Source organism: Saonia flava, assembly GCF_011927795.1.
GTDB lineage: Bacteria > Bacteroidota > Bacteroidia > Flavobacteriales > Flavobacteriaceae > Saonia > Saonia flava.
Genome location: NZ_JAATJJ010000001.1, coordinates 876088 through 891355 on the forward strand (window position 1 = coordinate 876088; position 15268 = coordinate 891355).

The 15268-nt window shown below is 35.5% G+C and carries 12 protein-coding genes; 8 read left to right on the top strand and 4 right to left on the bottom strand.

What is annotated here, in order from left to right; genetic code table 11:
* Positions 1-88: 88 nt before the first annotated feature.
* On the top strand, positions 89-2761 hold the full coding sequence (locus GGR42_RS03790) for a putative LPS assembly protein LptD (RefSeq protein ID WP_245201386.1): 2673 nt from the start codon (positions 89-91) through the stop codon (positions 2759-2761).
* Between the two features lie 10 nt (positions 2762-2771).
* A complete protein-coding gene (locus tag GGR42_RS03795; protein WP_167961005.1) occupies positions 2772-3152 on the top strand; it encodes a RidA family protein in 381 nt (126 codons plus the stop codon).
* On the opposite strand, the gene GGR42_RS03800 is transcribed toward GGR42_RS03795, so the two are convergent.
* The 4 genes from GGR42_RS03800 to GGR42_RS03815 all read right to left on the bottom strand — a co-directional run bounded on the left by GGR42_RS03800 (position 3145) and on the right by GGR42_RS03815 (position 10685).
* Positions 3145-3996, bottom strand: a complete 852-nt coding sequence (locus tag GGR42_RS03800; RefSeq protein WP_167961007.1) for an N-acetylglucosamine kinase — start codon at positions 3994-3996, stop codon at positions 3145-3147. The two genes, GGR42_RS03795 and GGR42_RS03800, sit on opposite strands and share 8 nt — an antisense overlap.
* 82 nt (positions 3997-4078) lie before the next feature.
* Positions 4079-5080, bottom strand: a complete 1002-nt coding sequence (gene gap, locus GGR42_RS03805; protein ID WP_167961009.1) for a type I glyceraldehyde-3-phosphate dehydrogenase — start codon at positions 5078-5080, stop codon at positions 4079-4081.
* A 21-nt stretch (positions 5081-5101) separates the two neighbouring features.
* The gene (pfkA, locus tag GGR42_RS03810) at positions 5102-6076 is read right to left on the bottom strand and encodes a 6-phosphofructokinase (RefSeq protein ID WP_317169687.1); all 975 of its coding nucleotides are present in this window, start codon (positions 6074-6076) and stop codon (positions 5102-5104) included.
* 166 nt (positions 6077-6242) lie between these two features.
* The gene (locus GGR42_RS03815; RefSeq protein WP_167961011.1) at positions 6243-10685 is read right to left on the bottom strand and encodes a translocation/assembly module TamB domain-containing protein; all 4443 of its coding nucleotides are present in this window, start codon (positions 10683-10685) and stop codon (positions 6243-6245) included.
* A 78-nt stretch (positions 10686-10763) separates the two neighbouring features.
* Between GGR42_RS03815 and tsaD the strand changes: the two genes are divergently transcribed.
* From tsaD to GGR42_RS03845, 6 genes are all read left to right on the top strand, one after another.
* A complete protein-coding gene (gene tsaD / locus GGR42_RS03820; protein ID WP_167961013.1) occupies positions 10764-11798 on the top strand; it encodes a tRNA (adenosine(37)-N6)-threonylcarbamoyltransferase complex transferase subunit TsaD in 1035 nt (344 codons plus the stop codon).
* A 56-nt stretch (positions 11799-11854) separates the two neighbouring features.
* Positions 11855-12181: a TfoX/Sxy family protein gene (locus tag GGR42_RS03825; RefSeq protein WP_167961015.1), complete on the top strand. Its 327-nt coding sequence runs from the start codon at positions 11855-11857 to the stop codon at positions 12179-12181.
* Positions 12182-12652 (top strand): GNAT family N-acetyltransferase, encoded by a 471-nt coding sequence (locus GGR42_RS03830; protein WP_167961017.1) that lies wholly within the window; start codon positions 12182-12184, stop codon positions 12650-12652. It begins immediately after the preceding gene.
* 85 nt (positions 12653-12737) lie between these two features.
* Positions 12738-13445, top strand: coding sequence for a 16S rRNA (uracil(1498)-N(3))-methyltransferase (locus GGR42_RS03835; RefSeq protein WP_167961019.1), 708 nt, complete (start codon positions 12738-12740; stop codon positions 13443-13445).
* Positions 13446-13501: 56 nt separating this feature from the next.
* Complete coding sequence (locus GGR42_RS03840; RefSeq protein WP_167961021.1) at positions 13502-14149, top strand: DUF4159 domain-containing protein; 648 nt, start codon at positions 13502-13504, stop codon at positions 14147-14149.
* 3 nt (positions 14150-14152) lie between these two features.
* On the top strand, positions 14153-15241 hold the full coding sequence (locus GGR42_RS03845) for an AI-2E family transporter (RefSeq protein ID WP_167961023.1): 1089 nt from the start codon (positions 14153-14155) through the stop codon (positions 15239-15241).
* Positions 15242-15268: the final 27 nt, after the last annotated feature.

Genomic DNA, 15268 nt, shown 5'->3' on the forward strand with positions numbered 1-15268 from the left:
AACTATAACAAAAATAGGATTTATAGCCTTGCAATCAAATAAACATTTTTCTCTTTTCCTATTGCTGCTATTCTTTGGCATCCTTTCAATGTCCGCCCAAGAGGATCTTATAGTGCCCTTATCCATCCAACCTATAAAGGACACCCTTGTCCTTCCTCCGCTTATAAACACTGTGGTCCAGGACACCATAGCCTCCGATTCTATACAAATTGACACTTTAAACAAAAAGGATCCTTTATTATTAGATATAATAAAATACAAAGCGAAGGATTATGTAAAATTGAGTCAAAAAGACCAAAAAATTTATTTATATAACGAGGCAGAAATCTATTATCAGGATACAGAATTAAAAGCCGGCATCATTGTAATGGACTATGTAAAAAATGAGGTTTATGCTGGCAGAATGAGGGATTCATTGGGAAATTACAGCCAACTACCCTATTTTAAACAGGGAACAAATGAAGTAACCCCGGACTCTATCAGATTTAATTTTGATACCCAAAAGGCCATTATCTGGAATTCACGAACAGAACAACAGGCAGGACTTGGTCAATTGGGAAGTGACAATATGAAAGTGCTTGCTCAAATCACCAAAAAAGAAAACGATTCTGTCTATTTTTTACATGAAGGCAAGCTTACTACATCTAAAGACACTATTGACCCAGATTATTTCATACGTATTAAAAAGGCGAAATTTGTACCTGGAAAAAAGGTTATAGCCGGTTTTAGCAATTTGTATATTGTGGATGTGCCCACCCCTATAGCCATGCCGTTTGCGTATTTTCCTTTAACAACAGGCAGATCACCTGGTTTAATGATGCCTTCTTTTGGAAACATTCCAGATCGAGGTTACTTTTTGCAGAATGGTGGCTACTATGTACCTTTTGGTGACTATGCAGATTTATTGATGACAGGGGATTTCTATACCAACGGAAGCTATGGAATAAGGACCCAGTCTGTTTATACAAAGAGGTATAAGTTTAGGGGGAATGTGAATTTTAGATATGAAAGGCTCATTAACAGTCAAAAAGGATTTGATGATTATAGCAGCACAAGGATATACAATCTACAAATTTCCCATTCTCAAGATGCCAAGTCTAATCCAAACTCTCGATTTTCGGCCTCAGTAAACCTGGGAAGTAGTCAATACTATAGAAACTCCTTAAATGTTATCAATACTCCAAATACACAAAACAACAACCTATCATCGTCTATTTCCTATTCCAAAACATTTCCCAACTATCCCTCAGTTAATATTAGTCTAACGGCCACTCATAACCAAAATACCAATACACAGTCCATAAACATGACCTTACCGACATTCCAGGGAAGTTTAGAACGCATTTATCCATTTGCAAAAAGAGATGGAATTAAAAAAGGAGTATTGCAAAATATTAATATGCAATACAATGTAAGTGCAGTAAATAGAATACAGACAACAGACTCCCTATTCTTTAAACCAGGTATGTTCAAGGATGCAAAAGTAGGCGCAAGACATACCATTCCTATCAGCACCAATTTTAAGGTTGCCAAACATTTTAGTATTTCCATGGGAACCAGTTATGAGGATGTATGGACATTGGAAACCTTTAAACGTGGCCGGGATTCGGAACTCAACAAAGAAGTGGTGTTGGATACCGTTAAAGGTTTTGACCGTTATGGCAAGTATAATTTTAGCACTAGTTTGGGAACCACACTCTATGGAACTTTTAATTTTGGCGAGGATAAAAGAATACAAGCCATAAGACATGTAATGAGACCTTCCATAAGTTACAGCACAGCTCCTTCTTTTGACCAATATTACGAAGATATTTTAGATGAAAACGGAAATGAATATATAAACAGCAAGGGAGAAGTAGAACGCTATAGTAGATTTGAGGGCACTTTGAACGGCGCACCAGGATTAACTAGTTCCAGTTCCATGAGCTTTTCCCTACAAAACACTTTAGAAGCCAAGGTAAAAGATAGAGATTCAACAGTGTTGGAACCAAAAAAAGTATCTATTCTCAATAGTTTAAACCTATCTACTTCCTATAATTTCAAAGCAGATTCCTTAAAATTAAGTACAATTAGATTAACTGGAGGTACCAATATTTTAAACAAAAAAATGAGTATAAATTTTGGTGCCAACCTAGATCCTTATGCAATAGACAATAATGGTACCCGAATCAATACTTTTAATATAGACAACGGTGGTAGTTTATTAAGATTGACAAGAGCCAACATGAATCTTAGCTACTCCCTTAGCAGTGAAACATTTGGCAAAAAAGGAGGTAAAGAACCTGATAAAAACGAAGAGGATGAAAATTCATATGCAGCAACAAGTGGTGGACGAACAGATGGTCTCTTTGGAACCTCTGATGACTATGACAACAGGTCATTTAACGAGGATGACTCTGGGGATGTAGAAAATCCTAATTACGGAAACAAATTACCCTGGGATTTAAGAATGGCTTTTAGCACTGGTTACAATAATAGCAACAGACAAAATGAATTCAGCAATGCCTCATTGATGTTCAGCGGTAATATCACATTGACCCCTATGTGGAAGGTTGGTTTTAATTCTGGGTATGATTTTAAAAATAAAGGGTTTACCTTAACAAGACTAAATTTTACACGGGATTTAAAGAGTTTTGTAATGCGTTTCAACTGGACCCCATTTGGCACATATAAACAATGGAATTTCTTTATTGGTATTAAAAGTTCGATTCTACAGGACCTTAAATGGGAAAATAGAAGTCAGCGTGCAATTAGAAGATAAACACAAGATTATGAAAAAAATAATTACATCTAAAAATGCCCCAGCCCCTATAGGTCCATACAACCAAGCTGTTTTAACTGGAAACACTTTGTATATCTCTGGGCAAATACCAATAAATCCAAAAACGGGAGAATTGAATGAAGGTGACATTAAAGAAGAAACCAAACAATCCATGGAAAATCTAAAAGCAATTCTTTTAGAAGCTGATATGGATTTTGAGCATGTAATAAAAGCCACAATTTTTGTGGCTGATATGCACCAATTTTCACAAATAAATGAGGTATATGGCTCCTATTTTAGTGCAGATACAGCACCAGCGCGGGAAACTGTAGAGGTGTCCAATTTACCCAAATTTGTAAATGTGGAAATTTCTATGATTGCAGTTAAATAGTTTCCTTGTGAAATTCTACCAAACCATCAATGGGACGTTGGCGAATAACACCAACAATTAAATCGTTTCTTTCCAGTACAGTTTTTAACTCATCCTGCAAAAAATAAGCAATACTCCCTACAAAACTAATAGGAACTTTGGTAGCCAACTCAAATTGCATAATACAATTATTAACAAATTGCTGAAAACCTTTATCTATTACCCCTCTACAATAAGGATGGTCTTTGTTCTCAATAATGAAACGGGCAAATTTTGCCAAATACGTGTTTGGATTGGGTTGCTTATATAGGTTTTCCTTAATAACATCTGCCTCTAGTTGATATTCCTTGGCAAACTTTATACCCAAATCTTGCGGCATTTTATGAAAGTAGTAGTCACGAATCAACTTTCTACCAAAAAAGTTTCCACTACCATCATCCATAACAATATAGCCCAAAGAGGTTACTTTTTGGAATAACTGATGACCGTCATAATAACTACAATTAGAGCCTGTGCCCAAAATACAGACAATACCTTGATGTCCAATCTTTGTGGTGGCATAGATAGCAGCATAGGTATCCTCCCTTACCTCATTCTTTGAATTTGGAAAGAAATCCTTAAAAATTTCTCCTAAAAAACTTTTCATGCGATCCGTGCCACATCCTGCCCCGTAAAAATACAGATGAGTTACAGCCTCCCTATTCTTGGAAAGTTCAAAATTATTTGCCAATCTATCTTCAATAACCTCACGGGTCAACACTTCTGGACTCAACCCCAAGGTTTGTGTCAAAAACAATTGATTTCCCTCACTATCCAAAGCAATCCAATCGGATTTTGTGGCCCCACTATCAACAATTAATATCATATAAATTGGAAATTAAAAAAGAATCCTGAGAACAGACAATAAGCTGATAAGTTCCCAGGATTTTATATTTTACAAAAAAAAATTACAGGTTAGAAACGTAAACTGCCAAATCTACCAATTTGTTAGAATAGCCAGTTTCATTGTCATACCAAGAAATAACCTTGAAAAATTTAGAACTTAACTCAATCCCTGCATCAGCATCAAACACACTAGTTTGAATTTCCCCAACAAAATCTTGAGAAACTACACCTTCTTCTGTATATCCTAAAACTCCCTTAAGTTCACCTTCAGAGGCAGCTTTCATAACTTTTTTAATTTCTTCGTAAGAAGTTTCTTTTTCCAACCTAACAGTTAAATCAACTACAGAAACGTCTGCCGTAGGCACCCTAAAAGCCATACCTGTTAATTTTCCATTTAATTCAGGAATTACCTTGCCAACGGCCTTTGCAGCCCCTGTTGAAGATGGAATAATATTTAACAAAGCTGATCTACCTAATCTATAATTTTTTCTAGAAGGAGAATCTACTGTGTATTGTGTAGAGGTAGCAGCATGTATCGTTGTCATTAACGCTTCTTCAATTCCAAAACTATCATTCAATACTTTTGCAATTGGAGCCAAACAATTAGTCGTACAAGATGCATTGGAAACAATAGTATCCGATGCTTTTACACTTTTATGGTTAACACCCATTACAAACATTGGGGCATCACCAGAAGGTGCAGAAATAACTACTTTCTTAGCACCACCATCTATATGGTATTGAGCCGTTTCTAAAGATGTAAAGATACCCGTACATTCTGCTACGATATCAGCTCCAACCTCATCCCATTTCAAATTTTTTGGATCTCTTTCTGCAGTAATCCTAATTGTCTTTCCGTTAACTACAAGGTTTCCATCTTTTACATCTATAGTACCATTGAAACGACCATGAACTGAATCGTACTCCAACATATATGCTAGATGATTAACATCCAACAAGTCATTGATTGCAACAACATCTACATTATCTCTTTCTACTGTTGCCCTGAAAACCAATCTACCAATTCTTCCGAATCCGTTAATCCCTATTTTTAAATTTGACATTTTCTTTTATTTATGATTTAATTATACAGTCATTATATCCGAAACTCTCATAAGTTCCTTGTCTATTTTGGTATGCCCTTTAATTGCCTTGCTTATAGGTGTCAAAATCAATTTATTGTCCTGAACACCTACCATTAAGTTGCTTTTTCCTTCTAATAAGGATTCAACTGCCTTAACACCCATTCTACTTGCCAATACTCTATCATAGCAGGATGGTGCTCCACCACGCTGCATGTGTCCGAGTACCGATACACGTACATCGTAAATTGGAAGATGTTCTTCAACATATTCCTTCAGTTCAAAAACATTCTTTCCAATTTTGTCACCTTCAGCAACAATAACGATACTAGATGATTTTCCAGAAGCTTTGCTGCGCTTTAAGGATTCCAATAAACGTTCAAGTCCAAGATTTTCTTCTGGAATAAGAATTTCTTCCGCTCCTGCCCCAACACCGGCATTCAATGCTATGTGGCCAACATCCCTGCCCATTACTTCAACAAAAAATAAACGGTTGTGGGAACTTGCGGTATCCCTTATTTTATCTATTACCTCTACAACTGTATTTAAAGCAGTGTCAAATCCAAGTGTAAATGTAGTTCCAAAAATATCATTGTCAATAGTACCTGGAATTCCTATTACTGGAAAGTCATACTCTTCGTTAAACTTTAATGCCCCTGTAAAACTACCGTCTCCACCTATAACCACAAAAGCATCTACCCCTTCTTTTTTTAATTGGTCATATGCCTTTTTACGTCCTTCTTTGGTTCTGAAGTCATCACATCTGGCAGATTTCAGAATGGTACCTCCCTTATTTATAATATTGTTCACGCTACGGGCATCCATTGGTTTGAAATCGCCTTCAATCATTCCTTGATAACCCCTATATATGGCAACACAATCCACCTTCATATAAGCGCATGTACGCACTACTGATCTAATCGCAGCATTCATTCCCGGCGAATCACCACCAGAAGTAAAAACCGCTATTTTTTTTATCTCCAAATTTTGTGAAAATTTTAAGTTGACAAAGGTAATAAACTTAGCCTAATTAAAGAATTAGTTAGCAGTGAATTTAACTAAATGATAAACTTTAAACGGCTATAAAAAGGAATAAGTTTAATTTGTAACATTCAAATGAAAGACTGTATTATTGCTAACAAAATTATTTTGGCGGATAAGATTTTCGAGTGAATTGAATAAGACTGTCTTTCCCCATTATGGCGGACGATGGAGGTATTATAGGTTTAGGTCGCTCCCCATTTTCATTCTTTTCTTTTTTTTGAAAGATTTTATTCATTAATTCTTTAAAATTATTAAAATCCACTTCATACGAAAGACCTACACCTTGCGTATAACCATTATTATCACCCACAAATTGCCTTATTTCATTTTCTCTGTTAAATATTTTGGCACTCAAAGTACCTTCTTCGTTTAAAAGTACCTGAACCTCTACATCACCTGCAACCACTGTTTCACTATACCCTCCACCAACTGGTACTCCCAACTTACCATTTAACAAAACCCTATCGCTAATTTGAGTAGATACTGTAACCCCAATTCTATTCTCAGTTTGTATATCAGAACTTAATCTATCTCCTTGTTCATAGGATAGTCCAAGATTAAAATTGTCATTATCCCCACCTAAAACTTGGTTTAACAAGCTAGTTCCGGTCTGTATCAAGTTTCCAGTGACCGCCTGTTGGTTGATTCCGCTTTCCTCATTTACAAACGTTCCCTGAGCTAAAAGAAAGATTGCATTTCGCTCTGCAACCGTGGGATCTTGAAGACTATATTGTAATTCCGATTTAATAATGGAACTGGTTCCCGGGAAATCTATATTGAAATCTATTGTTGGACTTTCCAATTCACCACTTAACCTAACTATTACATCTGTTGGAATTCTTCTTCTATAGCTCCCATCTGCGAGCAAAGGAGCTGGGTTGGCATTCAAAGAGTATACCGCCTCCATATTTAGCTGAGCAGCCAAGGGGTCTCTTTCCCACTGTATTGTACCTCCTGGATTAACCCTAAGGGTCTTATCTATGATTCCGCCAAATTTATAACGGTACTCTCCTTCTACGACTACATAATCCCCATACATGTTAAATTTTCCATTTGTATTAATTTCAATAAGAAGTAGACCCTCGCCCCTGCCTTTTAAAGAACTTCCTGTCTTCTGATCCACAACAATTTCCACCTCTGCATCACTGGTAACATCTAGGTTAAACTCCAGTTCCAAGCCTTGATAATTTTCCAATACACGCTGCTCCTCTATGGTTCTTACATCGTCTTTCTCTATAAAATTAATAAAGGAATAATCCCCTATACTAGCTACATCGCTAATGGGTATTTTTAAAGATGTACCTCTTGCTGTGGAGCCATCCACAGTAACTGTTAAAGCAGTGGTTGGGCCATATATCCTACCTAATCCATTTAAAAATCCTGTTCCATAATACAATTGTTCCTCATCAAAATCTGTGTTAAGAATCAAGAAACGATTGTTATTAGTGTTCACATTTAAATCCAGGTTCCAATCACCAAAAGCAACATGATTTATTGTACCATCAAGTGCAGCGCTAGTGTTATGAGCCACATCAGTGAGATATATATTTTCAAAATAAAAACTTTGATCAAACAATCTAACTCTTGAATTAGGCGCAAAGTCATAGTCCACATTCAAATAAGGAATGCCAATTCCTCCATCATTAATTGTAAGCAATCCACTTATATCAGGATTGTTTACATCTCCCACAATTTTAGCATTTCCACTTACATTTCCCCTAATATTGGAAATAACCCCATCTCCCAGTGGATTAAAAGGTTCCAGACTAAAATCATAGAAATTTGCCAGTAAATTAGCTTTTGGGGTTTCAGTATTATTGGCAATATTTCCAACAACACTAAACTTCTCTACTCCATTATCTGTAATTTGAGAGTTCACAACAAAATCTGTTAAATCCTTGTTCCCAACTATCCCAATTGACAATTGTCCCAAATGCATGTTGTTGATGGAAAAATCACTAATACTCAAATTTGAAGAAGGAAGATATACACCATCCTTTTGCAACACGTTCAAAGTCCCATTTACCTCTCCCCCCAACTTTAAACTATCAATTGCGGGAGCAATTTTATCCAGTGAAACTATTTTAAATTGAAGCTCTAAATCTTTATAAGTAGAATCTGCCAATTGCCCCTTTAATCTAATTTGCTCTTGAACATCATTGTTCATAACAATTTCTTCAATGGTAATACTGTCCAGAGCACTATTAAGAATTACCTTGTTCTTAGTATTTCCAGTCTTATTCAACACCCAAGTATTTCCCTTGAAACTAATATCGGATTTTTTTAATCCTATTACCGATTTATTATCTCGATTAAACGTGTGGTAAAAATTAAGATTGTAACTATCATTATACTCACTTCCTCCTTTAAATTCGGTTCTAAAGAACAACGTATCCTTTAAAGTTGTATTAATAAGGCTAAAATCCTGAACATCATAATAAGGTGTGGAAACATCATCTACCGACACATAAGTATTGAACAATGGATTTTTGTTGTCAATCTTTACGTCTATAGCATCCAATTTATTGCCGTACGCCTCAAAGCTTGGTGATTTAAAAGTGAGCTTAAAGTCACCCTCATCAGCAATGATATTACCTCTTATAAAGGTATTGGGTCCAAATGCAACTTCTGGAAAAAAGACTTCCACAATCTTATTGTAAATTTTAAAATTAAAATCCAGCTTTTGTCCTTCAGAAATATCATATGGCTTGTAGTTGGTATAAATGCTACCAACAGAATTTTGGGCCAATTTTCCAAGCTCATTTACTTTAAAATTACCTTTCATATAACCCGTAATAATATCTGGTGAGTTAATTGTAATATTTCTTACCGAATCATTTTCAAAAACTGAAGAAACGGCAAAATCATCAAAATAATAGGTGTCGTTCACATTTTGATAATTGGTCTTGGAAAAATTTATATCTCCTACTATATTATCCAAAGTGGTTCCAGAAATGTTCATGTTCACATCCCCTTTAAATACAGAAACACTATCTTTTATGAAATTCAATTTTTTGAAATCTGCATATCCAACAGAAGCGATAAAATTAAAATTGCTCCTATCCTCACCAAAGTCTGCAAGTCCTTTAAAGTTGAGTTTTAAATTTTCGTCATTACTAATAACAGAACCATCGAACAATTGGTCTTTTAGGATCCCCGATACTTTTACGTCTTTATAGGTGTAGCCATTAAAATCAATGGAATATACTTCTCCAATTACCTCAGTATTCAAATTTTCCTTTACAAATCCCTTTCCTTCCACATTAAAATCTAAAGTGGTCTTCCCCAAACTCTTACTATCGGCGAATTTTCCCAAATCAAAGTCAATTAAAGAAACAAAACCTTTGTAGGTGGCAGCATCAATGTCATCAAAATGGGATAGCTCTAAATTGGAATAACTGCTCCCTACCGCCGTATTCAAATTAAGTTCAGAAATTACAGAGTTATCCGTTAAAGTTGCGGTACCCCTAGCTGTAAATTGACCTAATTTTTGTAAAGTAGACGGCAAAGCACTTCCCAAAACATTGGGCATTAAAGACCTAAGTTCATAATAACTAGTCGTTATATTTCGCATATTGGCCTCTAAGCGAAAAGGTTTTTGTTTATTAAAAAGCTCCTTAAAATTAAAATCTCCCCTAATACCAGAGTCTTCAGAATACAAAAACAACTCTTCAGCCGTTAAGTCATTTAAGACCCCCGTGATTTTTGATGAAAAAATGGCTTCTTTACCGCTTCCAAACTCATTATATAATACATTTACTTCATCAAAAGCCAAAATAGACTCTTCAAACTGGGCATCAACTTTTACTTTATTTAAAAAATCTTTAAAATCACTGCGATCATAATTGAAAACCAAATTTCCAACAAGGTTGGATTTAGGTGTTTTTATGTTAAGTGAATCAAATCGCATTTGATCTAATGAATATTTAAAAGAGGATGACAATTTCTCTACTGACAATCCACTCTTAGCTTTTAAACTGAGTGCGTTAATTTGTGTTGATACTTCTGGTCCAAGTATTTTAAAATCATCCGCTACTATATTCAGGTTTTTAAAATTTAAGGTCTCGGCATTCTCTAGATTATCATCTATCAGTTTAAACCTACTATTTTGTATTTCCACATGTGAAGAAGATAAATAGAAGGGCGGCGTACCAGGATCTCTAGGTTTCCCATTATCCAATTTGGCTACAAAAACATCTAAGTTGGTATCCCGTTCCCCAGAGTATGTCCGCAATTTAAAAGTAAGCTCTTCTATATCCACATCCCCAAATTCCAATTTCCCACCAGAAAGATTTTTTAGGCTTAAAATAGAAGTCGTCAACTCATGAATATAGAACAATGTATCTTTTTTGTAATCTTCTACATAAATACCTTTTAATGAAGTGTCCCAAGAAATTAAAGAAGCCTTAAGCCTATCTATACTAATGTTTGTGCCGTACTCCTCATTAATGGATTTTGTGGCATAGCTGGCCAAACGGGTTTGCACAAATGGTAAGGACAACACCAAAGTTCCCAAAACACAGATAAGCAGGATAACCAGCAAAATCCTAAGTAGTATTTTCCGTAATTTTTTGATAGGGCTTTATGTTTTACCTTTGTGCTTCAACTTTTATTCCAAACCTTGGTAACAGATCAAACTATTTACATTTTGGCCATAGAATCCTCTTGTGATGATACTTCTGCGGCCGTTCTTTGCAACAATAGAACATTGAGTAATGTGGTGGCTTCACAAAAAATTCACGAGGAATATGGGGGTGTAGTCCCCGAACTTGCCTCTAGAGCCCACCAACAAAATATTGTTCCAGTAGTACACCAAGCTTTGACTAAAGCAAATATCGATAAAAAACAGTTATCCGCCATAGCATTTACACGCGGACCTGGACTTATGGGTTCTTTATTGGTGGGTACCTCCTTTGCCAAGTCTTTAGCCTTGGGATTAAAGATTCCTTTGATAGAAGTTAACCACATGCAAGCTCATATTTTAGCCCATTTTATTGAGGAAGAAAACAGCTCACAGCCCAGCTTTCCCTTTTTGGCATTGACCATTAGTGGTGGCCATACTCAAATTGTGTTGGTAAAGGATTTCTTTGATATGGAAATACTCGGCGAAACTTTGGATGATGCCGTTGGTGAAGCTTTCGACAAAAGTGCAAAAATATTGGGATTGCCATATCCTGGAGGACCGTTGATTGACAAACATGCCCAGTTGGGAAACCCTAAGGCATTTCCATTTCCAAAGCCTAAAGTAGATGAGCTAAACTTTAGCTTTAGTGGACTTAAGACCAGTATTTTGTATTTTATTCAAAAGGAAGTTAAAAAAAATCCAAATTTTATCGAACAAAATTTAAACGATGTTTGTGCCTCCATACAATATACGATTATCAATATTTTAATGGACAAATTAAAACTTGCAGTAAAGCAAACTGGTATAAAGGAAATTGCTATTGGAGGAGGGGTATCGGCTAATTCAGGAATTAGAAAAACCTTGCTGGAAGCCGAAAAAAAACTAAGCTGGAAAACCTATGTGCCAAAGTTTGAATATTGCACGGATAACGCTGCTATGATTGGGATTGTGGGTTACCTAAAATACAAGAATAATGATTTCGCCAATCAAGACATAAATGCACAGGCTAGATATAAAATAGTTGAAAACTAAAGGGTTGAATCCTAAAATAATCCTTAACTTTTCCTATTAACTTTAAACAGAAGCAATTGACCTGTAATCAAGAAATTGCAAAGCGAATAAGGGAATCATTGAGGGTATTTCCCAGAGATTTTACCGAAAAGAAAATGTTTGGCGGTATTTCTTTTCTGCATCACAGAAAAATGACAGTTGGCGTAATAAAAGAAGATTTAGCCGTAAGAGTAATTTCGAATAAAATGGAGGGGTTAATGCAATTGGATGCCGTTCGGCCAATGGATTTTACCAAAACGGCCCTAAAAGAATTTATTTATGTTTCCCTAGAAGGGTTTAAAACCGATGAACAAGTACAGAACTGGATAGAATTGGGGTTGGAACATGCAAAAAATAAATTATAAATGATTAGACTCCTTAGAACAAATTCTTCAAATCAAGATTTCATTGACCTTGTCAACATGCTTGACGCGGATTTAGCTATCAGGGATGGAGAAGACCACGACTTTTACCATCAATTCAACAGTATTGATCAAATTAAATATGCTGTAACTGCTTATGAAAATGATATTGCAGTGGGATGTGGAGCCATCAAAGATTATGATTCCAAAGCAATGGAAGTTAAACGTATGTTTGTTTTACCAGAAAGCCGAGGAAAAGGAATTGCATCTCTTCTTTTAAGGGAGTTAGAAAATTGGGCAAGTGAATTGGGATATCAAAAATGTATCTTGGAAACCGGAAAAAAGCAACCTGAAGCTATTGCATTATATATAAAAAAAGGGTATGTTGTAATTCCAAATTATGGACAATATGCTGAGATTGAAAATAGTGTTTGTTTTGAAAAAATATTAAAAAACCTTGGAACAAACTCATAAGATATTACCTAAAACCAGCCTATACATTTAGGTTTAAGCTTCAGAAAATTTAATACTTTTCTAACCAATAAAAAGTAATTTATACATGCAACTCTTCTACAACCCAGATATAGACAATAGTGCCAACCAATTTGTATTTCCTGTCGAGGAAAGTAAACATATTGTAAAAGTATTGCGTAAAGTAGAGGGCGATAAATTGCATGTCACCAATGGAAAAGGATTTTTGTACACTGTGGAAATTCTATTGGCCAATCCCAAAAAATGCAAGGTTTCAATTGTAGATACCGAGAAAGAGCATCCGAAAATGTATTGGTTACATATGGCCGTCGCCCCCACTAAAATGAATGATCGTTACGAATGGTTTCTAGAAAAGGCAACCGAAATTGGGGTCAATGAAATAACCCCAATAATTTGTGACCATTCCGAAAGAAAGGTCATTAAAAAAGAACGCATGGAAAAAGTGATACAAGCTGCAATGAAGCAATCCCAACGTTCCTTTTTGCCAAAATTAAATGATGCGATACCTTACTCAGAATTCATGTCACAGGAAAAAAAAGGGCTGCTATTTATTGCACATTGTGAAAATGAGGAGAAGCTTGAGCTTAAAAGACGTGTGGCCGCAGACAAAGATGTGACCATTCTAATTGGGCCAGAGGGTGATTTTTCTTCTTCAGAAATAAATACAGCTTATGAGAAAGGTTTTATACCTGTTTCTCTTGGACAATACCGTTTACGGACAGAAACAGCGGCAATTGTAGCCTGCACTACAGTAGTAATGATTAATAATGGGTAATATTTATATTAAACCGCTTTAATCATTAAATTTGAGTTCTGCTCATTTTTTTAATTATGAACAAGTACATTGCTTTACTGGTTGTTTTCTTCTGTATGCATTCAACTTTTTATGCTCAAGAAATTGCCATTTTAAAATACAACGGTGGAGGAGATTGGTATGCCAACCCAACAGCGTTGCCTAACTTAATTCAATTTTGCAACCAGAACATTGGCACACAATTGGCTTCTAAGCCAGAAACCGTTGAAGTGAGCAGCAGTAGCATTTTTCAGTACCCTTATATACATATGACGGGACATGGAAATGTGTTTTTTTCCCAAGAGGATGCCGATAATTTAAGAACCTATCTCCTTTCTGGGGGTTTCTTGCACATTGATGACAACTATGGCATGGAACCCTATCTTAAAAAAGAGCTTGTAAAAGTTTTTCCAAATAAAGTCTTGGAAGAATTGGGTAGTGACCATCCAATATTTAATCAAAAATTTAAGTTTCCAGAAGGTTTGCCAAAAATTCATGAACATGATGGCAAACGACCGCAAGCGATGGGAATAATCCATGAAGGTAGATTGGTCCTTTTGTTTACATTCGAGTCAGACTTGGGCGATGGTTGGGAAGACCCCGCCGTACACAATGACCCTCAGGAAGTTAGAAACAAAGCATTGCAAATGGGAGCAAATATTGTTCAATACACATTTAACAACTAAAACATGAAATCAAAGACCATAGCGGAGGGTATTGTAAAGGCCATAGGCATTCTATTGGGATTAGCTCTTTTACTATACTTCTTGTACAAAATCCAAGCTGTTTTGGTCTATATAGCCATTGCCGCCGTAGTATCATTAATCGGTAGGCCCATTGTTCTATTCCTAAGAAGAAAATTAAAATTCCATAACGCCTTGGCGGTAATTGTCACCATGCTTCTTTTAGTTGGAATCTTAGTCGGATTAATTTCACTTTTTATTCCCCTTTTGGTACAACAAGGACAAAATTTATCTCTTTTAGATATAGATAAGCTACAGGGAAATGTGGAAGATCTGTACAGGGAAGTAATAGATTATTTTGGAATAACCACTATAGATATAGAACAAAGCATTAAAGATTCAAAAGTTTTTGCCAACTTGGATTTTGGATTTATTCCCAATTTTTTAAACTCATTTATTGGCGTTTTGGGTAGTCTTAGCATTGGACTTTTTTCGGTGCTCTTCATTATGTTTTTCTTTTTAAAAGACAGCAAATTATTTGAAGATGGTCTTTTAGTTTTTGTTCCGGACAACAAAGAAGGTAGATTAAAAAAGTCTATTGTAACAATCAAAGATTTGCTGTCCAGATATTTTGTTGGATTGGTTTTCCAGATACTTATTTTGTTTATTATTTACACCATTGTTCTACTTATTTTTGGTATAGAAAATGCCGTGGTAATCGCCTTCCTTTGCGCCCTTCTAAATTTGATTCCCTACGTGGGTCCAATCATTGGCGGAATCTTGATGTTGGTCTTAACAATGACCAGTAATTTAGGAGCAGATTTTAGCTCTGTAATCTTACCTAAAACCATCTATGTAATGATTGGTTTTGTAATTGGTCAATTAGTCGATAATTTCTTCTCGCAGCCTTTCATTTTTTCGAGCAGTGTTAAGTCTCACCCTTTAGAAATTTTTCTGGTCATCATTATTGGTGGACTACTCTTCGGAGTTACGGGAATGATTATTGCCGTACCTGGATATACGGCAATTAAGGTAATTTTAAAAGAGTTTTTAGCTGAAAACAAGATTGTTAAATCCTTGACTAAAAATTTATAGTATTACTTTGAATAAGTTAATATTAAA